Here is a 26,664-nt window from a genome sequence, read left to right as displayed (position 1 = left end):
CCGTCAGAGGGTGGTGGGAAGATTCGGGCCGCGCCAGCGGCGGATGGATTTCTGGAAGAACAGGTTGTTGGGCACCTGCAGCAGCGCGCCGGGAGCGCCCGCCTCGGTGCTCTCTTCCTCGAGCGTGGTGTAGAGCAGATTGATCGCCACCACGCGGCCCTTCACACCGGGCTTGTCCGCGGTGTCGATGACCTCGACGCGATCGCCCAGGCGGAACGGCCCGAGGGTGAAGATCAGCAGCGCGCAGAACAGGTTGGACAGCACGCTCCAGATGGCGAAGAAGGCCACCGCCGCCACGGCGACGAAGCCGGTCAGCGCGGCCCACAGCACATCGGCGGAAACGCCCAGGCGCTCCAGCACCATCATCAGTGCCGAGCCCATGATCAGCCAGCGCAGCCCGCCCCGCAGCGGCAGCAACAGCTCCGGCGGCAGCGGATAACGCTGGCCCAGCCGGCTGATGCCGCGCGCCACCAACCGCTGCGCCGCCCAGGCGAGCACCAGGATGAGGATGATCTGCAAGCCGCGCAGCAGTGGATCGCTCCACGCCAGCAGCAGGTTCACATCCTCCATTACTCGCTGGCCTCCAGTTGGCGCTGCAGCTCTTCGAGGGTTTCCAGGGCCATCAGCCAGGACTCTTCCAACTCGCCTTCGCGGGTCTTCAGGGTGGACTGGCGGGCCAGCAGGTCGCGCAACTCATCCTTGCGCGCGGCCTCGTAGAGCGCGCTGTCGCCCAGGCGCTGTTCGAGTTCGGCAAGCTGTTCGTGGACCTTGCCCAGCTCCTTCTCCAGCTTCTCCGCCTCGCGCTTGTGCGGAGCGAGCTGCTGGCGCAGGGCGGCGGCGGCCTGGCGCTGGGCACGCTTGTCGGTCTTGTCGCCGGCCTGCGCGGCGGGCGCGGACGGCGTCTGCCGGGCGCGGAAATCCACCAGCCAGCGCGCGTAGTCGTCGAGGTCGCCGTCAAATTCGCGGATGCGCCCGTCGGCCACCAGGAGGAACTCGTCGGTGGTGCTCTTGAGCAGGTGCCGATCGTGGGACACCACCACCACGGCGCCGGAGAACTCCTGCAGCGCCAGGGTCAGCGCCAGGCGCATTTCCAGGTCGAGGTGGTTGGTCGGTTCGTCGAGCAGCAGCAGGTTGGGCTTCTGCCAGGCGATCAGCGCCAGGGCCAGACGCGCCTTCTCGCCACCGGAGAAATTCAGCACCGGCTCGTCGCAGCGCTCGCCACGGAAGTCGAAGCCACCGAGGAAGTCGCGCAGGGTCTGCTCGCGCTCGGCCGGCGCAATGCGCGCCAGGTGCAGCAGCGGGCTGGCCTTGGGGTCCAGCGAGTCGAGCTGGTGCTGGGCGAAGTAGCCGATGGCGAGGTTCTCGCCACGGGCAAGCTCGCCGGCCAGCAGCGACAGGTCGCCGGACAGGGTCTTGATCAGGGTCGACTTGCCGGCTCCGTTGGGGCCGAGCAGGCCGATGCGCGCGCCGGGCACCAGTTGCAGCTTGACCTTTTCCAGCACGGTCTTGTCGCCGTAGCCCAGGCGCGCCTCGGAGAGGTTGAGCAGCGGGCTGGAAATCTTGTCGGACTCGCGGAAGCTGAAGTCGAACGGCGAATCGACGTGGGCCGGCGCCAGTTCTTCCAGGCGTTCCAGCGCCTTGATCCGGCTCTGCGCCTGGCGGGCCTTGGTGGCCTGGGCGCGGAAGCGGGCGATGTACTTTTCCATGTGCGCGCGCTGCGCCTGCTGCTTCTCGTACGCCTGTTGCTGCTGGGCGAGGCGTTCGGCGCGGGTGCGCTCGAAGGCCGAGTAGCCGCCGCGATACAGGGTCAGCTTGCGCTGTTCGAGGTGGGCGATGTTGTCCACTACGGCGTCGAGGAAATCGCGGTCGTGGGAGATCAGCAGCAGCGTGCTCGGATAACCCTTGAGCCACTCTTCGAGCCAGAGGATGGCATCGAGGTCGAGGTGGTTGGTGGGTTCGTCGAGCAGCAGCAATTCGGACGGGCACATCAGCGCCTGCGCCAGGTTCAGGCGCATCCGCCAGCCACCGGAGAAGTCGCCGACGCGGCGGTCCATCTGCTCGGACGTGAAGCCAAGGCCGGCCAGCAGCTTGCGCGCGCGGGCGTCGGCGGTGTACCCGTCGGCGCTGTCCAGTTCGCTGTGCAGGCGCGCCAGGGCGGTGCCGTCGTGGGTCTCTTCCGCCGCAGCGAGGTCCGCCTGGATCTTGCGCAGGTGCACGTCCCCATCGAGCACGTAGTCGACGGCGAGGCGGTCGAGGGTATCGACTTCCTGGCGCATGTGCGCGATGCGCCAGTCCGCCGGCAGGTAGCAGTCGCCGGCGTCCTGGCCGAGCTGGCCGCGCAGCAGGGCGAACAGGCTCGACTTGCCGGCGCCGTTGGCGCCGATCAGGCCGACTTTCTGTCCGGCGTGCAGGGTGAGTTCGGCACCTTCCAGCAAGCGCTGGGGGCCACGCTGTAGCGTAAGATCTTGTAGTCGAATCATGGCGGCGGAGTTTATCAGCTTCGCCTGGCAATCGCTGTGGGTGCTCTATGTCTGATGATGTCTGGCCGTATGCCCTGAAACTCTACGCCCGCGAAGGAGTTGAGGCGGCCTGCCTGTCGCTGCAGGAGGCCGGTGCGGACGTTTGCCTGCTGCTCGTTTCGGCCTGGCTGGGAAGCATCCGCGTGGCCTTCTCGCCACCCCGGATGAGTACGCTGGAAAGCACCGCGCAGGGCTGGCGCGAAGACGTGATAGTGCCGCTGCGTTCGTTGCGTCAGCGCTGGCGTGAATCGGCGGTGCGCGATGCGGAGCTGACGTCGCTGCGGGAACGACTCAAACGGCTCGAGCTGGAGGCTGAAAAGGTGTTGCTGGAGAGGCTGGAAAGCGTGGCGAAGGATTGGCCACGGGGTGAAGCGGAGGATCTGGCGCGCTGGCTGGACGCCGCGTCGGGTGACGCGGGCAGCTTGCGCCGCGATGCGCGGGAAATCCTGCGCATCGCGGCGAGCCTCTCCTGAGCCTTAGGAGGCGCTGGAGGAGGTACCGCTGGCCGGAACGGCCGGCGCCGGAGTGGCACTGGCAGCCGGGGCCGGAGCGCTCGGCTGAGCAGCCGGAGCAGCGGGCGCCACCGGAGCGGCTGGCTTGGCTGCAACGGGTTTCGCAGCGGCCGGTTTGGCGGCGGGTTTCGCAGCGGCAGGCTTGGCAGCCGGCTTGGCGGCGGGCTTCGCAGCAGCGGCCTTGGCAGCCGGCTTGGCGGCGGGCTTCGCAGCAACAGCCTTGGCAGCCGGCTTGGCGGCGGGCTTCGCAGCAGCAGTCTTGGCAACCGGCTTGGCGGCGGGCTTCGCAGCGGCAGCCTTGGCAGCCGGCTTGGCGGCGGGCTTCGCAGCAGCAGCCTTGGCAGCCGGCTTGGCGGCCGGCTTCGCAGCGGCAGCCTTGGCAGCCGGCTTGGCGGCGGGCTTCGCAGCGGCAGTTTTGGCAACTGGCTTGGCGGCAGGCTTCGCAGCAGCCCTGGCAACCGGCTTGGCGGCAGGCTTCGCAGCGGCAGTTTTGGCAACTGGCTTGGCGGCAGGCTTCGCAGCAGCCCTGGCAACCGGCTTGGCGGCAGGCTTCGCAGCAGCCCTGGCAGCCGGCTTGGCGGCAGGCTTCGCCGCAACCTTGGCAACCGGTTTAGCAACCGGCTTCACGGCGGCGGCCGGCTTGCGATTGGCCAGGGACTTGCCAGCAGCTTCCTTCACCTTGGTCACGCCCTGGGCGAGCTTCAGACTCTCCTGCACATCGCGCTTGAGGTTGGCGATGTAGGCGCGGGTTTCGGTCTGGCGGGTCTTCAGCGTATCCAGCACCTCGTCCAGTTCGGCGATGGCGGACTTCGCCTTGGCCTGAGCCTTGGCCTTACCCTCTTTGGTGGCGTCCTGCAGCTTGGTGCGCGCCTTGTGCAGTTTTTCCTGTGCCTTGCCGCGTTGCTTCTCGAGCTTGGCGAGCAGTTTTTCGGCGTCGACGAGAGCCTGCTTGCAGGCGCCTTCAAGGTGATCGATCAGGCTGTGGGACAACTGCTGCAACAGGTGCAAAGGGGTAGTGACAGGTTTCTTGTTGGCCGACATGACGTGCCTCCTGGCGGACGTGGTTGCGCCCATACTAGCCCCGTCGGAAGCCGCTCGCCACTGTCCTGATTGAGCTGGAGCCCGCGCCCGGCATAATCTCCAGCCGTTTTCACAGTCGAGAGAACCCATGCTTCGTCTTGCTCCGCTCTGCGTGCTGATCACGCCACTGCTGGCCAGCGCCGCGCCACCCAGGGACGAACTGGCCTACGCCCTGGGTGTGCAACTGGGTGAACGGCTGCATCAGGAGGCCCCTGGCATCGCCATCGACGACCTGCTGGAAGGCCTGCGCCAGAGCTATCGCGGCGAGCCGCTGGCACTGCCGGAGGCGCGCATGAAGCAGGTGCTCGGCGTCCATGATCAGCAGCAAGAAGGCACCTCGGCACAGGCACAATCCGCCGACGCCGCGCGAGCTGCGGAGAGGCGTTTTCTGGTCAACGAAAAGGCGCGCTACGGTGTTCGCGAATTGCCGGGCGGCGTACTGATCAGTGAGTTGAAAGGCGGACGCGGCAATGGCAATCCGCAGTTGCGCGAGGTACGGGTGAACTACATCGGCAACCTGGCGGACGGTAGCCCGTTCGATGCCAGCGCCTCGCCGCAATGGTTCCGTCTCGATACGGTCATTCCCGGTTGGCGCATCGCACTGCAAGCAATGCCGATGGGCGCGCGCTGGAGGGTGGTGGTGCCATCGGCGCAGGCGTATGGCGCCGAAGGAGCGGGCGACCTGATTCCCGCATACGCGCCGCTGGTGTTCGAGATCGAGTTGCTGGAGAGTCGCTGAAACGAAAACGGCGCGACCGCTTCACGCGCTCGCGCCGCTTCCCCACCCGGTGCGTCGATCAGACCGTGGCAACTTTCTGTTCGTGGGCGTTGTGCAACACCTCGATCAGGCAATCTTCCAGTTCGAAGCGTTCGTGCAGTTGCTGGCGCAGACTCTTCAACTCGCTGCTCAGGCAGGTGCCTTCGCGGCAGTCGCCGTTGTCGCAGCGATCATTGAAGTTGAGCGCATTGGCGGTGATGGTTTCGAGGCGGGGATAGATCTGCTTGGCCAGTTCCAGCCCTCGGGTATCCCCGAAGGCCTGCGCTTCGTTCATCAACTGTTCGTAGACTTCGAAATGGCCCGCCGACACGTAGTCGAGCAGGAGCTGGCAAAAGCTCTGCAGGGGCTCGGCGTTGGTCTTCGGCGCCTGGACACCGTCCAGGGAATCGAATGCCCGGACCAACTCATGTCGATCCCGCAGCCAGCGGTCGATCAGCTGGTGTACGCCTCCCCAACGTTCCTGGGCATTACGGCAGCTCTCGAGCATGTTGTCCTCACTTCCCTTGTCGCCGTCCCGGCAATGTCCGCCCCGGGACAATATTCTGTCGAACCTCGGCATCCGCGTAACTGGTTTTTCTTCGGTGGCGGCTTTCCGGCGGAATGGGAATCCAGAGTATGCCCGCCCGATTCCGCCTTCAAGACAAAGGCGCGCGGAAAATTCATACGAGCGTTTAATCGGCAGGCCGCGGCCTCTCTGGCCTGCGCCAGAGCGCGCAGGTCAGAGCCGGAAGGGATGCGACGCTCAGCCGCGGCGGAAGAACTGGAAGATGGCGAACAGCGAGAAGGCGATGAAGGCGAGCAGGCTCCACTCCGGGATGCTCAGGCTGAACAGGGTCCAGGTGACTTCCGCGCAGTCGGCCGATCCGTGGAACATGGTCCACAGGATGTCGGCGTAGGGCATGCTCTCCATCATGTATTCCAGCGGCGGCAGGCAGGCAGGCAACTGGTCCGGCGGCAGGGTCTGCAGCCAGATCTGGCGGCCCGCGGTGCCGGCGCCAGCCAGCGAGCAGAGCAGGATCAGTACCGAATATACGCGGGGGCCGCGGCCATGCAGCCCGGCGATCAGCGCGAAGAGTCCGGCGCCGGCGAAGAAGATGCGCTGCAGGATGCACAGCGGGCAGGGCTCCAACCCGATCACGTACTGCAGGTAGAAGCCGGCGCCGAGCATGACGGCGCAGGCGATGAAGGCGAGGAAGAACAGGGAACGACGGCTGGCCAGGTTCATGGCGGCTCCGCTGAATGGGCTGTTGCAGGAAGGGCGCTACGGTAGAGGAAAGTCCGACGCTGTTTCAAGGCGGCTGTCTAAACTGCCGGTGGCACTCATCCGGGAATCCATGCCATGCGTCGTCCACTGCCGCTCTTCGTGCTCTTGTGCCTGGTCAGCCTTCCGGCCTGTTCGGACAGCGCCCTGGACTACATCCGGCTACCGAAGGGCTTCCACATCAGCCTGCTCACCAACCAGGTTCCGGGCGCGCGCGCCATGACCTGGGGCGCTGCGGGCACCCTGTTCGTCGGCAGCATGAGCGCCGGCAAGGTCTATGCGGTACGCCCGGACGGCCGCGTCTCGGTGGTGGCGGAGAACCTGCAGATGCCCGTGGGCGTTGCCTTCCACGAAGGCGACCTGTATGTCTCGGCCGTCAGTCGCATCCTGGTGTTGCGCGGGATCGAGAAGCGCCTCGACGCACCGCCGCCGCCCGAGGAACTGCCTGTCCGCTTCCCGTCCGAGACGGCGCACGGCTGGAGGTTCATCGCCTTCGGGCCGGACGGCAAGCTCTACGTGCCGGTGGGCGCGCCGTGCAATATCTGCCGCCCGGACCGCGAGAAGTACGCCAACCTGCAACGCCTGAACACCGATGGCAGCGCCCGCGAAGTAGTCGCCCACGGCATTCGCAACACCGTCGGTTTCACCTGGCATCCGCAGACACGCCAACTCTGGTTCACCGACAACGGCCGCGACCTGCTCGGCGATAACCAGCCCGACGACGAACTGAACAGGGTCAGCCGCGCCGGCGAGGATTTCGGCTATCCCGATTGCCACCAGGGCGACATCGCCGACCCCGAGGAAGGCAAGACACCCTGCTCCGCCTTCACCCCACCGGTGGCCAGGCTCGGCCCTCACGTCGCGGCGCTGGGGCTGCGTTTCTACACGGGCGAGCAGTTCCCACCGGAGTACCGCGACAACCTGTTCATCGCCGAACACGGCTCGTGGAATCGCACGCAGAAGATCGGCTACCGCGTGGCCCGTGTCGAACTGAACGAGGACGGCTCACTCAAGCGCCAGAGCGTGTTCGCCGAAGGCTGGCTGGACGCGAACGGCCAGGTACGCGGCCGGCCGGTCGACGTGCTGGTGGCGCCCGACGGCGCGCTCCTGGTGAGCGACGACCAGAACGGCGCGATCTACCGCATCCGCTACGGCAAACCCTGAGAAACGAAAACGGCGCCCGTGGGCGCCGTTTTCTCATGCAGCGGGATCAGGCCCGCACCGCCACAGGTTGCGAGACCGGCGGCGCCAGCAGGCCCAGGCCTTCCTGGAACAGCTGGTTGCTGCGCTCCACCTCGCCCAGTTGCGCCAGCAGGCGCGCCAGTTCGGCACAGGCTTCCGCGCTGCGCTGGCGCGCAAGGCTGGCTTCCAGGTACTCGCGCGCCTTGCCCCAGAGTTTGTTCTGCAGGCTCAGGCGACCCAGGGCCAGCAGCAATTCGGGGTCGTCACCCTGCTGCTTCAGCCAGCCTTCGGCGGTCTTGAGCTGCTGTGCGCCCTCACGGCCACGGGCGCGGCCATACAGATGCACCAGGCGGCTGTCGTAGCCCTCCTTGAGCGCCTTGCGCAGGACTTCCTCGGCCTCTTCCGGCGCACCCAGGCGCAAAAGCTGCTCGGCGTAGGCGGCGACCAGCAGCGGCTGCGCGCGCAGATTGCTCGGCACGTTCTGCCAGCGCTGGGTGAGCGGCTGCAGGCTGCTCTCGCCCTGGCCGATGCCCTGCTCGCCGGCCTCCTCCAGTGCCGCCATCCAGGCACGACGCTCCAGATCGGCCAGTTCGGCGTTCTGCAGCACACGCTCCTTACGCAGCTCGGGCAGCAGCACGCACAGCGCCTGCCAGTCGTGCAGGCTGACGTAGAGCTGCTGGAGCAGGCGCAGCACCGTGGGGTGACGCGGATGATCCTGGTGCAGCTTGTCCAGCACGGCGCGCGCCTGGGCGAAGTCACTGCGGTTGATCAGCAACTGAGCGCGGGTCAGGCCCACGGCCAGCTCGACCCCTGGTTCGCGCTGCTGGGCACGTTCGAGGAGCTCGTCGCATTCTTCGGTCCTGCCCAACTCGTTGGCAGCGCGGGCAGCGCCCAGGTAGTGCGGCAGCGGACGGTCGCTCAGCTCCGCGGCACGCCGCAGGTGACGCAGGGCCTGCTGCCAGTGCCCTTCGGCGAGGTCGCGCTGACCGTTCTCCTCGGCCAGTTGCGAACGACGGCGGCGGTTGAAGCGCGACCAGGGATTGACCACCCGCCCGGAAACGCCCAGCAGACGCAGCACCAGCCGCACGCCCAGGTACAGGACCCAGAGCACCACCAGCAGAGCGAGGAACGTCCACAGGCTGGATTCGTAACGGAAGCTCTTGTAGGCAATCAGCACGTAGCCCGACTGCTCGGCGACGGCCAGCCCGATCAGGGTGGCGGCCAGCACGACGGCCAGGATCAGCACATAGACGCGGCTCATGGCTGGGTCCCCGCGTCAGGCGCGACGGCTTCCTGCTGGGCGGCATCGGCGTCGCGGCGTGCGAGGTAGGCCTGCAGCGAGCTGAGGGCGGGGCTGAGGTCCGGCATCTGCACGGTGACGGCCTGGCCGCTCAACTCGTCGAGACGCGTCGCCAGGGCGCGACTGTCGGCGAGGTCGGCGTTGAAGAAGTCGCCCACGATCTGCCGGGCCTGTTTCAGCGCCTGCTGGTAGACATCCTGCTTGCCGTTCAGGGCCGCCCACTGGGCCTGCTCCAGCGCCAGGCTGAGGGCCAGGCGCACACGGTCGAGCTGCTGGCCGGAGAGCAACGGGCGGATGTCCTGGCCGGCGTTGAAGTCGATGCGGACGTAGTGGGAGATGCGCTCCCACCACAGGTCCCAGGTACTGCTGCCGTCACCCCAGGCGGTGGCGGCGGCGGTGCCGTTCTCGTCGGCCTTGAAGGCCGGGTTGAGCGGCTGCAACTGCGCGGCCTGATCACGCAGGGCGCCCAACTGCAGGAACAGTCCGGTGCGGTCCGGACGCGGCAGGCTGCGCAGCGCCTCCAGGCTCTTGGCCAGTTGCGCGCGGGCAGCGAAGGCACCCGGATCGTTCTGCACGCGCAGGATATCGTCGGCGCCCTGCACCAGCTCGGTCGCGCTGTCGATGTCCTGTAGCGCGGACAGGCGCAGCGCGGCCAGGCGCAGCAGGTGTTCGGCTTCGGCCAGGCGCCACTGCTGGCGGCTCTGGCCCAGCACCTGCTTGAGCTGCTTGGACAACTGCTGCTGGTCGCCCTGCAATTCCACCACCAGGCGGCGGCGGGCCTCCAGCTCATCGGCGGTCGGCAGGGCGTCCAGGCGCTTGTTCAGTTCGAGGTTGCTATTCTGCACGCTCTGCGCCTGCCCGCGGGCGTCCTCCAACTGGGCGCTGCGCTGCTGCTCGGCGCCCTTCAGTTGCTGGACTTGCCAGATACCCCAGCCGCCCGCGGCGAGGCCGGCAGCGCCGACCAGCAAGGCCAGCAGGGCAATGCCCGCGCCGCCTTTGCGCGGCGCAGGCTCCGTGGCCGGATTGGTCGGAGTGGGAGTCTCTTGGGGAGTGACGGCTTCGCTCACAGATCCATCCTTCGCTCAGAAATTGTTCTCGTCAGCGCTTCTCAGCGCCTCCATCAGTGCCGCAGCGCTGGCGCCCCGACAATCGATCACTCGCTGCGCGCCCAGCCCGCGGGCCTGCTCGGCCACACGCGGACTGGGCACGAACAGCGGCAGCGCACTCACCTGCGGCCAGTCCTGCGCCGCCAGACGATGCAGGTGCTCCAACCCCTGCCCGCTGCTGATCGCCACCGCGTTCAGATGTTCCTCGCGGACCCGCCTCAGCAGTTCCCCCGAGGGATAGGCCGGCAACTCGCGGCGGTAGAGTTCCAGATAGTCGACCGCCACGCCTTGGCCGCGCAGGCAATCGGCGAGAAATTCTCGGCCACCTTCGCCACGCAGGATCAGCACCTTCGGATCATGCACCTGCAGCGCCTGCGCCAACGCCGGCAGCTTCAACAGGGCTTCGCTGTCGTCGCCATCCACGGGGTAATGCACTGCCAGGCCGTAGTCCTCGAGAATAGCCGCGGTCGCCGCGCCCACGGTGAACCAGCCCTGGTTCGACGGCGGCTGTGGCCAGTAGCGATCCAGCCGCTCAAGGCCAAGGCGCGCCGCCGGCTTGCTGACCACGATAACCGCGCAGTAGCGGTCCAGGTCAAGGATCAGGCTGCGTTCGGCCGGCGACTCTTCCCGCGCAACGATCGCCAGCAACGGCAAGCCGGCGCTGTGGATCCCTACCTCGGCGAGGCTCGCGGCCAGCGCCGCGCACTCATCCTCGGGACGGGTCAGCAGCAGCCGCCAGCGGCTCACGGGTGATCGGCCTCGCCGTACACCGCCGTGAGGATTTCCTGGGCGCCCTGTTCCAGCAGGTCCTCGGCCACCTTCACGCCGAGCGCTTCCGCGTCGGCCTGCGGCGCACGCGCCTCGGCACGCAGCAACTGGGAACCATCGGGCTGGCCGACCAGACCGCGCAGCCACAACTGATCGCCCTCGAGAATGGCGTAGCAGGCGATGGGCACCTGGCAGCCACCGTTGAGGCGCTTGTTCAGGGCACGCTCGGCGGTGACACGCACGGCGGTTTGCGCGTGATGCAGCGGTTCCAGCAGCGCATGGATTTCGGCGTCGGCAGTACGGCACTCGATGCCCACCGCGCCTTGGCCGCCAGCCGGCAGGCTGGCTTCGACACTGATGGAGGAGCGGATGCGATCCTCGAAACCGAGGCGGATCAGGCCGGCGGCGGCAAGGATGATGGCGTCGTAGTCGCCGGCATCCAGCTTGGCCAGCCGGGTGTTGACGTTGCCACGCAGGAAGCGGATCTGCAGATCCGGACGGCTCGCCAGCAGCTGCGCCTGGCGGCGCAGGCTGGACGTGCCGACCACGCTGCCGGCGGGCAGCTCATCGAGGCTGGCGTAGGTATTGGAAACGAAGGCATCGCGCGGGTCTTCGCGCTCGCAGATGCAGTACAGGCCAAGGCCCCGGGGGAAGTCCATCGGCACGTCCTTCATGGAGTGCACGGCGATGTCCGCCTCGTTCTCCAGCAGTGCGGTCTCCAGCTCCTTGACGAACAGGCCCTTGCCGCCAATCTTCGCCAACGGTGCGTCGAGCAGCTTGTCGCCGCGACTGGTCATCGGCAGAAGAGTAACGAGCAGGCCGGGATGGGCCTGTTCCAGGCGGGCCTTGACGTATTCGGCCTGCCACAGGGCCAGCGCACTCTGGCGCGTGGCGATACGGATTTCGCGAGAGGACATGGGCATTTCCGTGCAATAGAGCGTGCATGAGACGACCCGCATCATAACAGCTCGCGCGCGCAGAAGCCTGGGTGCAGGACCCAGGCTTCACGCGGAATGCGGCACTGTGTCGCTACAGGTTATGCATGAGTCGCCGTACGCCAGCGACATGCCGGCGGCTGACGGTCAGTGCATCGCCGTTGAGCCCCTTGAGGTACAGCTGGAAGTGCCCCAGCGGCGTACGCTGCAAGCGCTCGATGCGCTCGCGGGAAACCAGCGCGTTGCGGTGGATACGCACGAAGCGATCACCGAACTCGTCTTCCAGCGCCTTCAGCGGCTCGTCCAGCAGCACTTCGCCGCCAGCGTGGCGCAGGGTCACGTACTTGTGGTCGGCGATGAAGAAGATCACGTCTTCCAACGGGATCAGCTCGATGCCTTTGCGGGTCCGCGCGCTGATGTGGCTGCGCGGGCCGGGACCGCCGGCTGCCGGCGGCTTGGTCAACGCCGCCAGTTGCACGCGGTTGGGCCGCGAGGCCTTCTTCAAGGCTTCGGCCAGGTCCTCGCTGCGGACCGGCTTGACCAGGTAGCCGACCGCGCTGACCTGGAAGGCCTCCAGGGCGAATTCGTCATGGGCGGTGCAGAAGATCACCGCCGGTGGGGTTTCGCGCTCGCACAGCTTGGCCGCCACCTGAAGCCCGTCCAGGCCGGGCATGCGGATATCCAGCAGGACGATATCCGGCTTCAGGCTGTCGATCAGCGTCAGCGCTTCTTCACCATTGCTGGCGGAGGGTTCGAGGACGCGATAGCCGTCCAGTTGCCCTACCAGCCGGGCCAGGCGCTCTCGCGCCAGGGGTTCGTCATCGACGATCAGGACATTCATAAGCTCAGGCTTCCTGCATGAGACGCGCACATGGATAGCGTAGACAGGTGTAGTGCCGTCCGTCACGGCGCTCGACGCTGAGACTAGCTTTTGGCCCGAAAAGTGCCGCAAGTCTCGCCGCAATATTTTGCAGCGCCTGCTTGGTCCCCTTCGTGGGCAACGTCTGCGTCGACTCGTCGTACGGGTTGCTCACGCAGAGCTGAAACACACCGTCACGGTAGTCCGCCTCAACTTTCACCAGCCCGCCTTCGATGCGCGGCTGGATGCCATAAATCAACGAGTTCTCCAGCAAAGGCTGCAGCGTCAACTGCGGGATCGGCACGCCATCGGGCACGCCATGCACCTGCCAGTCCATCTGCAACCGAGCGCCAAGACGAAACTGCTCAATGGAAAGATAGCGTCTGGCCAACTCGAGTTCCTCCCCCCAGGAAATTAATGTTCCGGGATTGGCCAGGCTGGCGCGGAACAGGTCCGACAGATTCAGCACCGCCTGCTCGGCCTTGCCCGGGTCGAGCTCGATCAGACTGGCGATGCTGTTGAGACTGTTGAACAGGAAATGCGGACGGATACGCGCCTGCAGCGATTCGATCCGCGCCCGCAACTCGGCCTGTTCCTGACGCCGCCATTGGCTCAGGAGATAAAAGTAGCGTAGCAACAGGGTGGACATGATGAGGGCGATCAATGCATGGCGCAGGTAAAGATTCACCTCGCCGGTGCGCGACATCGGCCCGCCCAGGGACAGGTAGTCGGCCGCCGCCGTGCAGGCGAGCGTCAACGCCACCACCAGCGCACAGCTGAGCACCCCGGCAAGCCAGGCGGGACGGCGCGCCAGCAGCGGCCGCAAGCGGCACAGCAGGCCGGCCGAGAGCAGCACGTTCCACTGCACGAAGAGCGAGATCAGCGACAGACGCACCCAGTTGAAATTCGGCGTCATCGGTTCGGCCAGCACGATCACCAGCACCAGCATCTCGGCCAGCACCACCAGGCTGAACAGCGCTTCGGGCTCGCACAGTTCGGGAATGAAGAAATCGTCTTCGGGTGCCGGCCGGACGCCGGTCTTCGCGAGTATGGGCATCGACGCAGTTTCCGTAAGCGTCCGCACGGCGGCAAGCGCGGCGTGCGACCAGAGCCTGGAAATGTCGGGCAGCGCAAGGATCGGCCGGAGCCGCGCTGCGATTCATCGCCGCTCCCCCAACCGCCAAAGCGCCGCCGGTTTTGTCCTTCAGCCTGCTATTATCGTCGCACTTTGCCCTTCATGCAGGCCGCGCGCCGCGCCTGCCCGTTTCAGCGAGAGAGATCCATGAGCGTAGAGAAGACCAACCAGTCCTGGGGCGGCCGTTTCAGCGAGCCCGTCGATGCCTTTGTCGCCCGCTTCACCGCTTCCGTCGACTTCGACAAGCGCCTCTATCGCCACGACATCATGGGCTCCATCGCCCACGCCACCATGCTGGCCAAGGTCGGCGTGCTGAGCGACGCCGAGCGCGACACCATCATCGGGGGCCTTGCGCAGATCCAGAGCGAGATCGAGGCCGGCACCTTCGACTGGCGCGTCGACCTGGAAGACGTGCACATGAACATCGAGGCGCGCCTGACCGACCGCATCGGCATTACCGGCAAGAAGCTGCACACCGGCCGTTCGCGCAACGACCAGGTCGCCACCGACATCCGCCTCTGGCTGCGCGACGAGATCGACCTGATCATCAAAGAGATCACCCGCCTGCAACAGGGCCTGCTGGGCCTGGCGGAGGCCGAAGCCGATACCATCATGCCCGGCTTCACCCACCTGCAGACCGCGCAACCGGTGACCTTCGGCCACCACCTGCTGGCCTGGTTCGAAATGCTCAGCCGCGACTACGAGCGTCTGGTGGACTGCCGCAAGCGCGCCAACCGCATGCCCCTGGGCAGCGCCGCGCTGGCCGGCACCACCTACCCGATCGACCGGACCATCACCTGTGAACTGCTGGGATTCGAAGCGATCTCCGGCAACTCGCTGGATGGCGTGTCCGACCGCGATTTCGCCATCGAATTCTGCGCCGCCGCCGCCGTGGCGATGATGCACCTGTCGCGCTTCTCCGAAGAGCTGGTGCTCTGGACCAGCGCCCAGTTCCAGTTCATCGACCTGCCCGACCGCTTCTGCACCGGCTCCTCGATCATGCCGCAGAAGAAGAACCCGGACGTACCGGAGCTGGTGCGTGGCAAGTCCGGCCGCGTGTTCGGCCACCTCGCCGGCCTGCTGACCCTGATGAAGGGCCAGCCGCTGGCCTACAACAAGGACAACCAGGAAGACAAGGAACCGCTGTTCGACGCCGCCGACACCCTGCGCGACAGCCTGCGCGCCTTCGCCGACATGGTTCCGGCGATCAAGCCCAAGCGCGAGATCATGCGCGAAGCGGCCCGCCGCGGCTTCTCCACCGCCACCGACCTCGCCGACTACCTGGTGCGCCGTGGCCTGCCGTTCCGTGACTGCCACGAGATCGTCGGCCACGCCGTGAAGTACGGCGTAGACAGCGGCAAGGACCTGGCCGAGATGAGCCTGGACGAGCTGCGTCAGTTCAGCGACCAGATCGACGACGACGTGTTCGCCGTGCTGACCCTGGAAGGCTCGGTGAACGCCCGCGACCACATCGGCGGCACCGCGCCGAATCAGGTCCGCGCCGCCGTCGCTCGCGGCCAGGAACTGCTGGCCAAGCGCTGAGGCGCCCGCCACCCTGAGAAACGCCGCTCCCCGCAAGGGCAGCGGCGTTTTTCATGCCCGGAAACCTGCCCTCCCCTGCACAAAGAAAGGAATCCACCGCGAGGCAAAAGCCCGGAAAAGAAAAGGCCCGCTTGCGCGGGCCTTCTTTTGAACCGTTAGAGCGATAAGGCTCAGGCCAGTTCGTCGAAGCACTCGGCCAGGATGGCCAGGCCTTTTTCCAGCTGCGCGTCAGGGATGGTTACCGGCATCAGGAAGCGGATCACGTTGTAGTAGGTGCCGCAGGAGAGCAGGATCAGACCTTTCTCACGGGCGCGAACCACGATCTTGCTGACCAGTTCGGCAGCCGGCTTGTTGTGGTCGCCGCCTTCGAACAGCTCGATGGCAACCATCGAACCCAGGCCACGAACGTCGCCGATCACCTTGTGCTTGGCCTGGATGTCGCGCAGACCAGCCTTCAGGCGCTCGCCAACGGCTTGCGAACGCTCCAGCAGCTTCTCTTCGTCGAACACTTTCAGCACGGCCAGGGCCGCGGCGCAGGCGATCGGGCTACCGGCGTAGGTGCCGCCCAGGCCGCCGGGAGCGATGGCGTCCATGATTTCGGCCTTGCCGGAAACGCCGGAGATCGGGAAACCGCCGCCAACGGACTTGGCGAAGGTGGTCAGGTCCGGAACGATGCCCAGTTGCTCGGTGGCGAAGAAGGTGCCGGTACGGCCAGCGCCGGTCTGTACTTCGTCAGCGATCAGCAGGATGCCATGCTCGTCGCACAGGGCGCGCAGGCGCTGCATGAAGGACTTGGAGTTGACGTAGAAGCCACCTTCGCCCTGAACCGGCTCGATGATGATGGCAGCGATGTCGCGCGGCTGGGCGTCGTTCTTGAAGATGCGCTCGATGCTGGCGATCGACTCGTCTTCGCTCACGCCGTGCAGTTCGCACGGAGCCAGAGCGCGGAAGATGCCGCCCGGCATCAGGCCCATGCCAGCGGAGTACGGAACGACCTTGCCGGTGAGGCCCAGGGTCATCATGGTACGGCCGTGGTAGGCGCCGGTGAAGGCGATCACGCCAGCGCGGCCAGTGGCGGCACGGGCGATCTTGACGGCGTTTTCAACGGCTTCGGAGCCGGAGGTGACCAGCAGGGTCTTCTTCGGGAAGTTGCCCGGAACGCGCTTGGCGATCTCTTCGGCCAGTTCGATGTAGGGCTCGTACGCCAGCACCTGGAAGCAGGTGTGGGTCAGCTTGGTCAGTTGCTCCTGAACGGCGGCAACCACTTTCGGGTGCAGGTGGCCGGTGTTCAGTACGGCGATGCCGCCGGCGAAGTCGATGTACTCGCGACCTTCGACGTCCCACACGGTGGAGTTCTCGGCGCGCTCGGCGACGACCGGGTGGATCTGGCCTACACCGCGCGGTACGGCGGCCTGACGACGTTGCAGCAGGGATTCGTTGGTTTTGCTCATAGCTTCCTCAGTGGCCGCTCATCGGGCGACCGGATCAAAGGATGAAAGCGGGGGAGAAGCCTCACACGACAGCATACGATGATCGACTGCCGTGGAACTTGCGGCCCGCCAGACGGGTTGTCCGGTGCTACCACCGGAAAACGCCGGCGCGAAGGTGGCTGTCAGCTCTTGCCTGCCACCCGCGCGCCCACGGAAAAAACGGATCAGATACCGCCGAGGCAGAGGTACTTGATCTCGAGGTAATCCTCGATACCGTACTTCGAACCTTCGCGGCCCAGGCCCGAAGCCTTGATACCACCGAACGGCGACACTTCGTTGGAGATCAGGCCGGTGTTGATGCCCACCATGCCGTACTCCAGCTGCTCGGCCACGCGGAACACGCGGGCCAGGTCACGGGCGTAGAAGTAGGAAGCCAGGCCGAACTCGGTGTCGTTGGACATGGCGATGACTTCGGCCTCGTCCTTGAAGCGGAACACCGGCGCCAGCGGACCGAAGGTCTCGTCCTTGGACACCAGGGCGTTCTTCGGTACGTCGACCAGGATGGTCGGCTCGAAGAAGGTGCCACCCAGGGCGTGCGGCTTGCCGCCGGCAAGGACCTTGGCGCCCTTGGAGACGGCGTCGGCAATGTGCTCTTCGACCTTGGCAACCGCCTTGGAATCGATCAGCGGGCCGGTGGTGATGCCCTGCTCCAGGCCGTTGCCGATGTTCAGCTTGGCCACGGCGACCTTCAGCTTCTCGACGAAGGCGTCGTACACGCCGTCCTGTACGTACAGGCGGTTGGCGCAGACGCAGGTCTGGCCGTTGTTGCGGTACTTGGAGATCAGCGCGCCTTCGACGGCGGCGTCCAGGTCGGCATCGTCGAACACGATGAACGGAGCGTTGCCTCCCAGTTCCAGGGACACTTTCTTGATGTCCTTGGCACATTCGGCCATCAGTTGGCGACCGATCTCGGTGGAGCCGGTGAAGGTCAGCTTGCGCACGATCGGGTTGCTGGTCAGCTCACCGCCGACTTCGCCGGCGCTGCCGGTGACGACGCTGAACACGCCCTTCGGGATACCGGCGCGCTCGGCCAACTCGGCCAGCGCCAGAGCGGAGTACGGTGTCTGCGAGGCGGGCTTGAGCACCATGGTGCAGCCGGCGGCCAGGGCCGGGCCGGCTTTGCGGGTGATCATCGCGGACGGGAAGTTCCACGGGGTGATGGCCGCGGTCACGCCGATCGGCTGCTTGATCACGATGATGCGCTTGTCGGGCTGGTGGCCCGGAATGGTATCGCCGTAAATGCGCTTGGCTTCTTCGCCGAACCACTCGAGGAAGGAGGCGGCGTAGGCGATCTCGCCCTTGGCTTCGGCCAGCGGCTTGCCCTGCTCGATGGTCATCAGGCGAGCCAGGTCGTCCTGGTTGGCGATCATCAGGTCGAACCATTTGCGCAGCTTGTTGGCGCGCTCTTTAGCGGTCAGCGCACGCCAGGCCGGCAGGGCCTTGTCGGCGGCTTCGATGGCACGACGGGTCTCGTCGGCACCCATCTTCGGCACGGTGCCGATGATCTCGTTGGTGGCCGGGTTGTTCACGTTGATGGTCTGGCCGTTGTCGGCGTCGACCCAGGAACCGTCGATGTAAGCCTGTTGACGGAACAGCTTGGCATCATTGAGTTGCATGACCTGTCTCCTTTCGAGGAAAGCCTGTGGACGGCGGGTCGACCTCGAGTCCCCACCTGTCTTGTTGTCTGGAATGGAGAGACCGCAGTCCCTACCGTTCATTCACCCCGACCGACCCATGTCGGTGCCAGGGGCGAAGGTCGCCACAGCAAGGGGCGACGCCAGGCGAACGGCTCTTAGTTCGCTCGGCACGCGGACACGAAAAAACACAGACCGGGGTCATTGCCCGGTCTGGTCCAGTTCGCTCACGCACGGATTCCTGGATTGAATCCAAGAAGACGTCTGCCCTACAACCTTCCGGTACGCTGATCGACGGAAGCCGCACAGGGACCTGCTGTCAGTGAAGACAAGCGGTTGGCACAACGGAAGAATGTCATCCCGCAGGCTGTTGGCCGGCTGGTGTGATGCCAATTCTCCGGTCTCCTGTTGTTGTGATGGGGAGGCGTTTGAAATCTCAAACGAATCCTAGGGCCCTCGACTGCAAAGGGCAAGAGCTTGTTCGACAAAACCAACGAAGGTATCCGGCAGCAGAGCCTTTTCGGCATTTTTCTACCGACAGGCGGCGCTTTTCGTTCGATATCATGAACGAGCGTACTGTTATTGGACGCCCAAGCCCGAGATGCGTATGATTGCCGCCTGCCGCGCCAGGCGCGGCATACGCATCCGTAGCTCAGCTGGATAGAGTACTGCCCTCCGAAGGCAGGGGTCGTGGGTTCGAATCCCGCCGGATGCGCCATCTACCTGTTTCGGGCTGTCTCCAACAGTCTACGGAACACCCTGAAAAGCCCGCCCCGTGCGGGCTTTCTTGTTTCTGGCGGTCTATCCCGGTCCATCCCCAGCATGGCTCGTCATGTATGCCGGCTTGTACGCCTGAAGAAAATTCGAACCCGCGGCGTACAAGGATGAAACGGAGCGAGATCAAGAGCTGTCCACTGACGGACACAATCCTGGCCAGCCTGGGCGCTTTCTTTTTGCCGCGATGAGCGCCGATGCGAAACGACCGCCAGCGCAGCCTTCCGACTAGATACCTACTCCTTCGCTCACATAGCGAAGGAAAGCGACAGTTCGCGCCTTATCCTTGAACAGCGCCTCGATCTTGTCGCCGTTGGAGTACTTGACGATTACCTCATACTCCCTGAACGGGCCACCCTGCGTCGATTGCTCCTGGTACTGCTGAACAAACGAGATCGCACCGGAGAGCTCCTCGAACTCATTGGAGCTTCCATGCAGCGGGACAATGACAATGTTGTCGATCTGTCGGTCCAGTGTTGCCGCGAGGTTATGGAAGAACTCGTCGATAAGCTTCTGGTTGCGCTCTACCAGGTCACGCTCCAGCGCTGAACGGCCGGCGGCATCGAGTGCCTCGTATCGCTCGATCGCGGCCTGGAATACCGCGTCTGGAGTGTCCTCGTCGAACTCTGCATCGATTCCGACGCAGGCAAAGGCCGCCACGACGCTCGCATAGGGGAACAGCACGACATCGAAACCAGAAGACTCCATCTGGTTGATCGAATTCGAGGTGAAAACTCCACCCAGCACCGCACCGAGGAAAGGCTTGTCCCAGGAATACTTTTCGGCGATGGGTAGTACTGCGCCCTGGATTTCCTGGGCCTTGTTGCGGGAATGCTTGGTGTACCTGCGCCATGCCGCTTCGATGAAGGCCAGGGGACGCCCGACTTCATCATCGGTACCATTCTTTTCGATGACGAAGTCCAGGTCATGGCTGTTGCCATACTTGTCGAACCAGGAAACCTTCTTCCCTTTCCTGGCCTTGCCTCTGCTGCCTTTCTTGTCGAGGTAATACCCTCGGCTATTGCAGAACTCCTGAAGTTGCGGAGCGATGATTTCCTCCAGCAGGTCACCAATGATCTGGCCAAAACGATGCGCAGGTGAGTTTGCCACTATCCTCTATCCCCTAATCCACAGGCGCCCTTCATGCAAGGGCACCTGATGCTTCCTGTTTTTCCACTTTACGTTTCTATCCCTGAGCTTCTCGAAGGAGTAGGACTCGAATCCAGCGGCGCGCGCGAGCTCTCCCAGCCAGACATCAGCCGGGACATACACCCCGTAAGGGGCTGAGTCGCCCACCACGAAGCACATGGTGCTTCCCGGCTTGCACACCTTGCGCAGCCCCTGGAGGACCCTGGAAAGGTCGTAGAAGTACGCCGCTACCATCGTGTGATAGGCCTTCTTGCCGCCTTTGGTGAGGCGAACCTCGGCCAGCTCATTGCACACCGCGGACAGCTCCGTGCGAATGGCATCGACGGACGCATCGCCAAGCAACTCGTCCAGCTTCAGCCGCTCGGCAGTCGAATGCTGCGAGCAGGAGCGGATGATGTGCTGCCGGACAACCACCTGCAGATCGCCCCAGGACTTGACCTCGTTCCAGAAGGTCATTTCAAGGCGCGTGGCATCCGCATAGTCGTAGTTGTTCGGGTACGGCGGCGAGGTGACGACGAGGTCTATGCTGTTCGGCTCGATCAGTTCCTGCTCTCGGCGAGAGTCGTGCTGGAACACAATCGAATCGCTGCGGACGGCCTTCCGAGAGAGTTCGGCCATATCCGCCGCCATCTCCCGAACCTTTTGCGTAAATGCAAAGAACGGCTCGAGCGTCTTGGCCTTCGTCTTGTTGGGAAGTACATACTGCCATTGCGCGGTACCCACATGACTGCAAGGACGCAATATTGCCGTAATAGCCAGCCAGAGAAGTCTTGATACTTCAACATCGAAATCTGATGAGCAGATAAAGTATGCCTGTTGCAGCGCATACAACTTCTGCATGACTTCCGGGGAATAACACTTTTTCATGAGTTCCGGAATATCGCCTTCTGGAACCGGCCGGGCATTCACCGACGCCATCAGAATTCTATCGGCACATTCAAGAAGGCGCCGTGGGTCATGATCCCAGTGAATCTTCGCCTCGGCGATCCGGGCCACGAAAGGGTGGCTTTCGAACCCGTATGCCTTCGCACCGGCAGCCTCGGCCGCCAGTAGAGTTGTTCCGGAACCTGCAAAAGGATCAAGAACCGCAGCAGGGGAATATTCTTTTATAACCTGCTCGGCCCATTCAGCAGAAAAGCCGGCCGAATATCTGAACCAGCGATGCACTGGCAACTTCATATTGTCTGTAAATGTGCCCGAGCGGGCCGAGCGAGTATTCTTTTTTACGTGGCTCTGTTCCGAAGTCGGCTCAAGAAAAAGTTCGTGCTGCTGAATGTTCATCTGTGCTCCTCTGCGGCAGTTACTTTATCAAGCCACCGCTACCATTGACAGCCGCGCCAGCAGGATGGCGATGAAACGCGCCGCCGCCCGCACTGCCCTGTGCCGGCTGAAAACACGGACTTATCAACCGGCAAAACTTGCCGAAACCCCGTCCATCGTCGCCACATCGATCGACGCTCACGGACATGAAAAGACCCGCTCGCCGCGGGCCTTCTTCGTTCCGGTGGTGCAGCCTTGCACTTCCCGCGGTGCACTCCTGGCAACTGACGGATCCTGGTGTCGGGATTGCCGTCGACGTCATACGATTCATCTTCGCCAGCAAAGGCTGTATAAGCCTTGCGCCATCGCGCGCGAAAAGGATGAACCGCCAATGCTTCGGCTCTCGTTGCCAGCCCTGCTCCTGGCCCTTGCCGGGTGCGCCACCAAGCCTCCGGCGAACCCCGAAAACCTCTGCGAGATCTTTCGCGAAAAACCGAAATGGCACGACGCGGCGCTGAAGATGCAGAAGCGCTGGGGGGCGCCGATCCAGGTGCCGATGGCCATGATGTACCAGGAGTCCTCCTTCCACCACGACGCCTTGCCGCCCCGCTACTACTTCCTGGGCTTCATCCCCTGGGGCCGGGTCAGTTCCGCCTACGGCTACGCCCAGGCCAAGGACGAGACGTGGGCGGACTACAAGAAGGAAGCGGGAAGCTGGGGCGCCGACCGTGACGACTTCGCCGACGCGCTGGACTTCATGGGCTGGTACATGCAGAAAACCTACAACGTCAACCGCGTTTCCAAGTGGGACGCCTACGCCCAGTACCTGAACTACCACGAAGGTTGGGGCGGTTATCGCCAGCACAGTTACGACGCCAAGCCCTGGCTGAAGAACGTGTCGCAGAAGGTCCAGGCGCGCGCCTCGCTGTACAGCGCCCAGTACAAGAGTTGCGAACAGGAGCTGTCGGACGACGGCTGGTTCTGGTAGTCCCGAAGGTTCGAGCTACCGGGCGGGGCTGCGCGACGTTGCCGTCAGCGCCCCATGATCCTGCGGTACTCGTCTCGATATTCCTCGTACGGCAGGTTGCGCTGCTGCAGTTCGAAGAGCTGCTGCTCCTGGCTTCGCGAGGGAGACGCGTGGGCGACGGTTTCCACCGCGGTCGGCGCGGCGGGCGCGGGCACGCTCCGCGGTGGCGTCACTGGCGAACCGGGCGTGGCCGGCGACGGTAGCGGGCGGGAAGGCCGGGCGACCAGCAGGGCGCCGGCGACCTCCTCGACGATCTGCTCGGATATCGCGTCAAGCTGCGACGGCCCCATCGAGGCAAACAGGTCGCCGCTTGCCTCCGCTTCGCTGTCGTAGCGGCGCGACGCGAGCAACTGGCCGGTCAGGCCGTCGTGGTAGCGCACGGTGGAGGTGACCCATTCGCCCTCGTCGGTACGCGGGCGGTTGTTGGCGCTGTGGCCGCTGCCGACCTCGATCACCACCAGGGTGGACAGGGTTTCCGTGGCGCGTGGCTCGCCGTCCTGCACCGAAAACTGATAGTCCGCCGAATCCGCTTCCTCGCGCAGCGCTTCCCGCCAACCGGTCATGAGCGCGTTCCAGCGCGGGCTGGCGGCCACCTGGGCGTCGGGCTGGAAGTTCACCACCAGGTTGTGCCGGGTATCGCGGTACAGGGAAATGGGAGCGCCGCGTTCGTCGGTACGAACGGAGGAGGAACAGCCGCCCAGCAAGGCGAGGCTCAGGACGATGGGGAAGTAGCGCATGGTGATCCCTCTTGGTGTCCGGGCATTCTGCCAGCACTTCATGACGCAGAGAATCCGTCTGGAATCAGTCCTCCAGCCAGTCGTCCCCATCGTCCAGACCCGACTGGTACTCCTCCGGCTCCTCGTCGTCCAGAGGATCGTCGAAATGCGCCGAGTCCGCTTCCAGCAGGCTGTCGAGGTCGTCGTCGAGATCGAGCAGGTGGTCGTGCTCGGGCTCGGGAAGGTCGCGGTCGTCGTCAGTCATGGCCGATCAGCAAGGCAGAAATGGAAGGTCAGTATAAGCCGCGCTGGCGAAGCATGACGTTTTCGAAGGCGCCGGCGCCGCTTTCCGGCCTTGCCGGATCGGCATCTGTCCACGATTCTCTATGAACCTCGGGCATCGCGCCGTGAGACGACGAAAGGGGTCAGGAATGAAGAATGTGGCTCAGCTGTTGAACGCCAAGGCGGACCAGCAGGTTTACACCATCGGCCCGGACGCGATGGTGATCGATGCGTTGCGCCTGATGGCAGACAAGAACCTCGGCGGCTTGCCGGTGGTGGAGGGCAACCAGGTGGTCGGCTTCTTCAGCGAACGCGACTATGCCCGGCGCCTGGCGCTCAAGGGGCGCAACTCGGAGGACACGTCGGTCCGTGCGGTGATGACCGCGCCGGTGATCACCGTGGACTCCCACCTGAACATCGACACGTGCATGAGCATCATGACCGAACGCCACCTGCGCCACCTGCCGGTGGTGGAGAACGGCGAGCTGCTGGGCCTGCTGTCGATCGGCGACCTGGTGAAGGCGGCCATCGCCGAGCAGGCCGATCTGATCCGGCAACTGGAGCAATACATCCGCGGCGAGTAAGCGGACGGCGGCCGCTCAGTGCGCGACCGCCGTCTCCACCGCCCCGCTGTGCAGGTCCACCAGGCTCAGGGTGCCATCGGCGTAGCCGCTGCCGGTGTCGATGTAGTGCGTGTTGCCCAGCCGACGCACGCGGGCCTGCGCCGTGTGGCCGACATACAGGCGCTCAAGGCCGGGCACCCGCGTATCATCCTCGCCCTCGATGCGGGTGCGCGCCCACATTGCCAGTGCCGCCGCGTTACGCCGGGCGGCGTTGCCCAACTCCCCCGCCAAGGCCGCCATGCCGCTGTCCCAGTCCGGGAAGGCTGACGAGATCGGCGCTTCGGCGTGGACGATGCCCACGCGGCGACTCTCCCCGATATCCACCTCGATGGCCAGCGGCAGGTGCTGCAGGCGCCGGGCGATGTGCTCGCGCTCGTCCTGCGGCAACGCGTAGAGCCAGGCGCCGCCGTTGCGGAAGTGCAGGTCGCGGTCGTCGCCGGCCAGCACCGAGTCGATCACCAGTTGCTCATGGTTGCCGCGCACCGAGGCGAACCAGGGATGCCCCAGCCACTCCAGCACACGCGGCGAATAAGGGCCCCGGTCCACCAGGTCGCCGGCGGCGAACAGGCGGTCGGCGGCGGTGTCGAACGCCACCCGTTCCAGCAGGCGTTCGAGCAGTTCGAAATGGCCGTGCACATCCCCCACCACGAAATCGCGTCCGCGCAGGTTGCGCGCGAAGCGTTGCAGGGGGCGTTCCGGCAAGAGGGTATTCATCACCTGCTCCAGGTCTCACAGGCTTCCAGCTTACCAGTGCCATATGGCGTTCCCGAGGCCTTTCGACGAAAGCCGGATGACCTGCCGTCGCCGCTGTAACGGCCTCATGAAAGCGCCGGTGCGAGGCAGCCCCCTGCCCCGTCCCGATCCGTCCCTGCATCTGGCGTCGGCGACCTTTCTCCCCCGGCGTGCTAACCCTATAAGTGCCACCTTTCCAACGCCTAGAGGTTGCACGCCATGAACAAGATCGTCGCCATCACCGGTGGTTTCGGCTACCTGGGCAGCGTGGTCGGCCAGGCCTTCGCCGCTGCCGGCTGGCAGGTCGCGCTGCTCGACCGGGCCGTCAGTCCGCGTTATCCACAGGCCGGGGCGCTGTCCCTGGGCAGCGTCGACCTGACCGACAGCGCCGCCGCCCGCACCGCCATCGACCAGGCCGCCGAACACTTCGGCGGGCTCGATGCGCTGATCAACGTGGCCGGTGGCTTCCACTGGGAAACCCTGGCCGATGGTGACGTCGACACCTGGGACCTGATGTACCGCATCAACCTGCGCACCGCCGTGGTCTCCAGCCAGGCCGCGCTGGCACACCTGAAGGCCCGCGGGCACGGACGCATTCTCAACATCGCGGCCACCGCCGCGACCCGCGCGGCCCTGGGGATGGGCGCCTACGCGGCCGCCAAGGCCGGGGTGATGCGCCTGACCGAGGCGCTGGCCGAGGAACTCAAGGACGCGCGCATCACCGTCAACGCGCTGATGCCGAGCATCATCGACACCCCGCAGAACCGCACCGACATGCCCGATGCCGAGTTCGACCGCTGGGTGCGCCCGGAGCAGTTGGCGGCAACCCTGCTGTTCCTCGCCTCGGACAATGCGGCGGCGATCACCGGCGCCTGCATCCCGGTTACCGGGCGCGTCTGAGCCGTCGCTTGCGACCGGGGTCGCATTGGACGACGACGGCGTCGCCCCCTATGCTCGCCAGCCGTTTCGCTGTCTGGTTGTGCCGCCATGTTCCACGTCCTGTCCGTCGTCCTGCCGATCTTCGCGCTGATCCTGGTCGGCTGGCTGTGCCGGCGCACCAACCGGCTCGGGCCGCAGGCGGCGTCGGAGATCAACAAGCTGGTGGTCTGGCTGTGCCTGCCGGCGCTGCTGTTCAAGGTCACCGCCACCTCCACCTGGGCGGAAATCTGGCAACCGGGCTTCCTCGCCGCCTTCACCGGCGGCTGCCTGCTGGTGTTCTTCGCCACCCTCGCCTGGCGATTGCTGCAAGGCCGCGCGCTGCCGGCGGCGAGCATCGACGGGCTCAGCGCGTCCTACGCCAACACCGGGTACATGGGGATTCCACTGTGCCTGCTGGTGTTCGGCCAGGACGGCCTTGAACCGGCGCTGATCGCCTCCCTGCTGGTGGTCTGCGTGCTGTTCGCCATCGCCGTGGTGTGCATCGAGGTCGGGCTGCAGAACGAGAAGCACATTGGCCGCGCCATCGCCGTGGTGCTCAAGGCGCTGGGCAAGAACCCCCTGGTGGTGTCGCCGATCCTCGGCGGGCTCTGGGCCGCGAGCGGCATCGGCCTGCCCATGCCGCTGCTGCATTTCCTCGACATGCTCGCCGCCGCCACCACGCCCTGCGCGCTGGTGTCCCTCGGCCTGTTCCTCGCGCAGAAGCAGGAAACGCAAGGCCCACGGGTCGGCGCCTGGCCGCTGGTGGCGATCAAGCTGGTCGGCCAGCCGCTGCTCACCGGGTTCCTCGCCTACACGGTGTTCGACCTGCCGCCGCTGTGGGCGGATTCGGCGCTGCTGCTCAGCGCTCTGCCCACCGGCACCGGGCCGTTCATGCTCGCCGAGTACTACCGGCGCGAGGCGGCGGTGGTGTCGCGCAGCATCCTGGTGTCGACGCTGGGGTCGCTGGTGACGTTGTCGTTGTGCCTGCTGTGGATTGCGCGCTGAGGGGTGCTCCACCTCGGCAGCCGCCTGGACGCATCGCGGACGAAGCCCGCCCCTGCGGAGGGTTCGCTGCAGGCCCC

26 protein-coding genes and 1 tRNA gene are annotated in these 26,664 nt (G+C 65.4%); 9 read left to right on the top strand and 18 right to left on the bottom strand.

What is annotated here, in order from left to right; all coding sequences use genetic code 11:
• Window positions 1–3: 3 nt before the first annotated feature.
• On the bottom strand, window positions 4–570 hold the full coding sequence (locus H681_RS01315; protein ID WP_015475033.1) for a mechanosensitive ion channel family protein: 567 nt from the start codon (window positions 568–570) through the stop codon (window positions 4–6).
• Window positions 570–2,480 carry an ATP-binding cassette domain-containing protein gene (locus H681_RS01310; protein WP_015475032.1) on the bottom strand — a complete coding sequence of 637 codons (1,911 nt, stop codon included), beginning with the start codon at window positions 2,478–2,480 and terminating at the stop codon, window positions 570–572. Before H681_RS01310 ends, H681_RS01315 begins: the two co-directional genes overlap by 1 nt.
• Before the next feature lie 47 nt (window positions 2,481–2,527).
• Here H681_RS01310 and H681_RS01305 point away from each other — a divergent pair, with 47 nt between their 5' ends.
• Window positions 2,528–2,992 carry a TIGR02444 family protein gene (locus H681_RS01305; protein WP_015475031.1) on the top strand — a complete coding sequence of 155 codons (465 nt, stop codon included), beginning with the start codon at window positions 2,528–2,530 and terminating at the stop codon, window positions 2,990–2,992.
• Between the two features lie 3 nt (window positions 2,993–2,995).
• On the opposite strand, the gene H681_RS01300 is transcribed toward H681_RS01305, so the two are convergent.
• Window positions 2,996–4,072, bottom strand: a complete 1,077-nt coding sequence (locus H681_RS01300) for an AlgP family protein (protein ID WP_015475030.1) — start codon at window positions 4,070–4,072, stop codon at window positions 2,996–2,998.
• A gap of 127 nt (window positions 4,073–4,199) precedes the next feature.
• On the opposite strand from H681_RS01300, the gene H681_RS01295 reads away from it, so the two are divergent.
• The gene (locus tag H681_RS01295; RefSeq protein ID WP_015475029.1) at window positions 4,200–4,850 is read left to right on the top strand and encodes an FKBP-type peptidyl-prolyl cis-trans isomerase; all 651 of its coding nucleotides are present in this window, start codon (window positions 4,200–4,202) and stop codon (window positions 4,848–4,850) included.
• Between the two features lie 58 nt (window positions 4,851–4,908).
• Here the strand turns inward: H681_RS01295 and H681_RS01290 are convergent, their stop codons facing one another.
• Window positions 4,909–5,376: an Rsd/AlgQ family anti-sigma factor gene (locus tag H681_RS01290; RefSeq protein WP_015475028.1), complete on the bottom strand. Its 468-nt coding sequence runs from the start codon at window positions 5,374–5,376 to the stop codon at window positions 4,909–4,911.
• A gap of 255 nt (window positions 5,377–5,631) precedes the next feature.
• Window positions 5,632–6,114 carry a disulfide bond formation protein B gene (locus tag H681_RS01285; RefSeq protein WP_015475027.1) on the bottom strand — a complete coding sequence of 161 codons (483 nt, stop codon included), beginning with the start codon at window positions 6,112–6,114 and terminating at the stop codon, window positions 5,632–5,634.
• Window positions 6,115–6,228: 114 nt separating this feature from the next.
• Here H681_RS01285 and H681_RS01280 point away from each other — a divergent pair, with 114 nt between their 5' ends.
• Window positions 6,229–7,314: a PQQ-dependent sugar dehydrogenase gene (locus H681_RS01280; protein WP_015475026.1), complete on the top strand. Its 1,086-nt coding sequence runs from the start codon at window positions 6,229–6,231 to the stop codon at window positions 7,312–7,314.
• 46 nt (window positions 7,315–7,360) lie between these two features.
• On the opposite strand, the gene H681_RS01275 is transcribed toward H681_RS01280, so the two are convergent.
• The 6 genes from H681_RS01275 to H681_RS01250 all read right to left on the bottom strand — a co-directional run bounded on the left by H681_RS01275 (window position 7,361) and on the right by H681_RS01250 (window position 13,357).
• Window positions 7,361–8,593 carry a heme biosynthesis HemY N-terminal domain-containing protein gene (locus H681_RS01275; protein WP_015475025.1) on the bottom strand — a complete coding sequence of 411 codons (1,233 nt, stop codon included), beginning with the start codon at window positions 8,591–8,593 and terminating at the stop codon, window positions 7,361–7,363.
• Window positions 8,590–9,699 carry a uroporphyrinogen-III C-methyltransferase gene (locus H681_RS01270; RefSeq protein WP_015475024.1) on the bottom strand — a complete coding sequence of 370 codons (1,110 nt, stop codon included), beginning with the start codon at window positions 9,697–9,699 and terminating at the stop codon, window positions 8,590–8,592. Before H681_RS01270 ends, H681_RS01275 begins: the two co-directional genes overlap by 4 nt.
• 15 nt (window positions 9,700–9,714) lie before the next feature.
• Window positions 9,715–10,485, bottom strand: a complete 771-nt coding sequence (locus H681_RS01265; RefSeq protein ID WP_015475023.1) for a uroporphyrinogen-III synthase — start codon at window positions 10,483–10,485, stop codon at window positions 9,715–9,717.
• Complete coding sequence (gene hemC, locus H681_RS01260) at window positions 10,482–11,423, bottom strand: hydroxymethylbilane synthase (RefSeq protein WP_015475022.1); 942 nt, start codon at window positions 11,421–11,423, stop codon at window positions 10,482–10,484. Before hemC ends, H681_RS01265 begins: the two co-directional genes overlap by 4 nt.
• 112 nt (window positions 11,424–11,535) lie before the next feature.
• Entirely contained in the window at window positions 11,536–12,282 is a 747-nt protein-coding gene (algR, locus tag H681_RS01255; RefSeq protein WP_015475021.1) for an alginate biosynthesis regulator AlgR, read from the bottom strand.
• A 4-nt stretch (window positions 12,283–12,286) separates the two neighbouring features.
• A complete protein-coding gene (locus H681_RS01250; RefSeq protein WP_015475020.1) occupies window positions 12,287–13,357 on the bottom strand; it encodes a sensor histidine kinase in 1,071 nt (356 codons plus the stop codon).
• A 225-nt stretch (window positions 13,358–13,582) separates the two neighbouring features.
• Here H681_RS01250 and argH point away from each other — a divergent pair, with 225 nt between their 5' ends.
• A complete protein-coding gene (gene argH, locus H681_RS01245) occupies window positions 13,583–14,977 on the top strand; it encodes an argininosuccinate lyase (protein WP_015475019.1) in 1,395 nt (464 codons plus the stop codon).
• 170 nt (window positions 14,978–15,147) lie between these two features.
• Here the strand turns inward: argH and gabT are convergent, their stop codons facing one another.
• Window positions 15,148–16,428, bottom strand: coding sequence for a 4-aminobutyrate--2-oxoglutarate transaminase (gene gabT, locus H681_RS01240; RefSeq protein ID WP_015475018.1), 1,281 nt, complete (start codon window positions 16,426–16,428; stop codon window positions 15,148–15,150).
• 203 nt (window positions 16,429–16,631) lie between these two features.
• Window positions 16,632–18,083: an NADP-dependent succinate-semialdehyde dehydrogenase gene (gene gabD / locus H681_RS01235; RefSeq protein ID WP_015475017.1), complete on the bottom strand. Its 1,452-nt coding sequence runs from the start codon at window positions 18,081–18,083 to the stop codon at window positions 16,632–16,634.
• Window positions 18,084–18,742: 659 nt separating this feature from the next.
• Between gabD and H681_RS01230 the strand changes: the two genes are divergently transcribed.
• Window positions 18,743–18,819 (top strand) — tRNA-Arg (locus tag H681_RS01230).
• Window positions 18,820–19,103: 284 nt separating this feature from the next.
• Here the strand turns inward: H681_RS01230 and H681_RS01225 are convergent.
• Together H681_RS01225 and H681_RS01220 are read right to left on the bottom strand one after the other, a co-directional pair.
• The gene (locus tag H681_RS01225) at window positions 19,104–19,985 is read right to left on the bottom strand and encodes a hypothetical protein (RefSeq protein WP_015475016.1); all 882 of its coding nucleotides are present in this window, start codon (window positions 19,983–19,985) and stop codon (window positions 19,104–19,106) included.
• Window positions 19,986–19,991: 6 nt separating this feature from the next.
• The gene (locus tag H681_RS01220; protein WP_015475015.1) at window positions 19,992–21,305 is read right to left on the bottom strand and encodes a DNA methyltransferase; all 1,314 of its coding nucleotides are present in this window, start codon (window positions 21,303–21,305) and stop codon (window positions 19,992–19,994) included.
• A gap of 370 nt (window positions 21,306–21,675) precedes the next feature.
• Between H681_RS01220 and H681_RS01215 the strand changes: the two genes are divergently transcribed.
• The gene (locus H681_RS01215; protein WP_015475014.1) at window positions 21,676–22,272 is read left to right on the top strand and encodes a transglycosylase SLT domain-containing protein; all 597 of its coding nucleotides are present in this window, start codon (window positions 21,676–21,678) and stop codon (window positions 22,270–22,272) included.
• A gap of 44 nt (window positions 22,273–22,316) precedes the next feature.
• Here H681_RS01215 and H681_RS01210 read toward each other — a convergent pair whose 3' ends face one another.
• Window positions 22,317–23,048, bottom strand: a complete 732-nt coding sequence (locus tag H681_RS01210; protein WP_015475013.1) for a hypothetical protein — start codon at window positions 23,046–23,048, stop codon at window positions 22,317–22,319.
• 64 nt (window positions 23,049–23,112) lie between these two features.
• Window positions 23,113–23,292 (bottom strand): hypothetical protein, encoded by a 180-nt coding sequence (locus H681_RS01205; RefSeq protein WP_041711659.1) that lies wholly within the window; start codon window positions 23,290–23,292, stop codon window positions 23,113–23,115.
• 166 nt (window positions 23,293–23,458) lie between these two features.
• Here H681_RS01205 and H681_RS01200 point away from each other — a divergent pair, with 166 nt between their 5' ends.
• Window positions 23,459–23,893: a CBS domain-containing protein gene (locus H681_RS01200; RefSeq protein ID WP_015475012.1), complete on the top strand. Its 435-nt coding sequence runs from the start codon at window positions 23,459–23,461 to the stop codon at window positions 23,891–23,893.
• Between the two features lie 15 nt (window positions 23,894–23,908).
• On the opposite strand, the gene H681_RS01195 is transcribed toward H681_RS01200, so the two are convergent.
• Window positions 23,909–24,646, bottom strand: a complete 738-nt coding sequence (locus H681_RS01195) for a metallophosphoesterase (RefSeq protein ID WP_015475011.1) — start codon at window positions 24,644–24,646, stop codon at window positions 23,909–23,911.
• Between the two features lie 237 nt (window positions 24,647–24,883).
• Here H681_RS01195 and H681_RS01190 point away from each other — a divergent pair, with 237 nt between their 5' ends.
• On the top strand, window positions 24,884–25,564 hold the full coding sequence (locus tag H681_RS01190; protein ID WP_015475010.1) for an SDR family NAD(P)-dependent oxidoreductase: 681 nt from the start codon (window positions 24,884–24,886) through the stop codon (window positions 25,562–25,564).
• 87 nt (window positions 25,565–25,651) lie between these two features.
• Window positions 25,652–26,587, top strand: coding sequence for an AEC family transporter (locus tag H681_RS01185; protein WP_015475009.1), 936 nt, complete (start codon window positions 25,652–25,654; stop codon window positions 26,585–26,587).
• The last annotated feature ends 77 nt before the right edge of the window (window positions 26,588–26,664 follow it).

Source organism: Pseudomonas sp. ATCC 13867, from assembly GCF_000349845.1.
Taxonomy (GTDB): Bacteria; Pseudomonadota; Gammaproteobacteria; order Pseudomonadales; family Pseudomonadaceae; genus Pseudomonas.
Note: the sequence above shows the minus strand (reverse complement) of the source record. Positions and strands in the feature narration are given on the sequence as shown.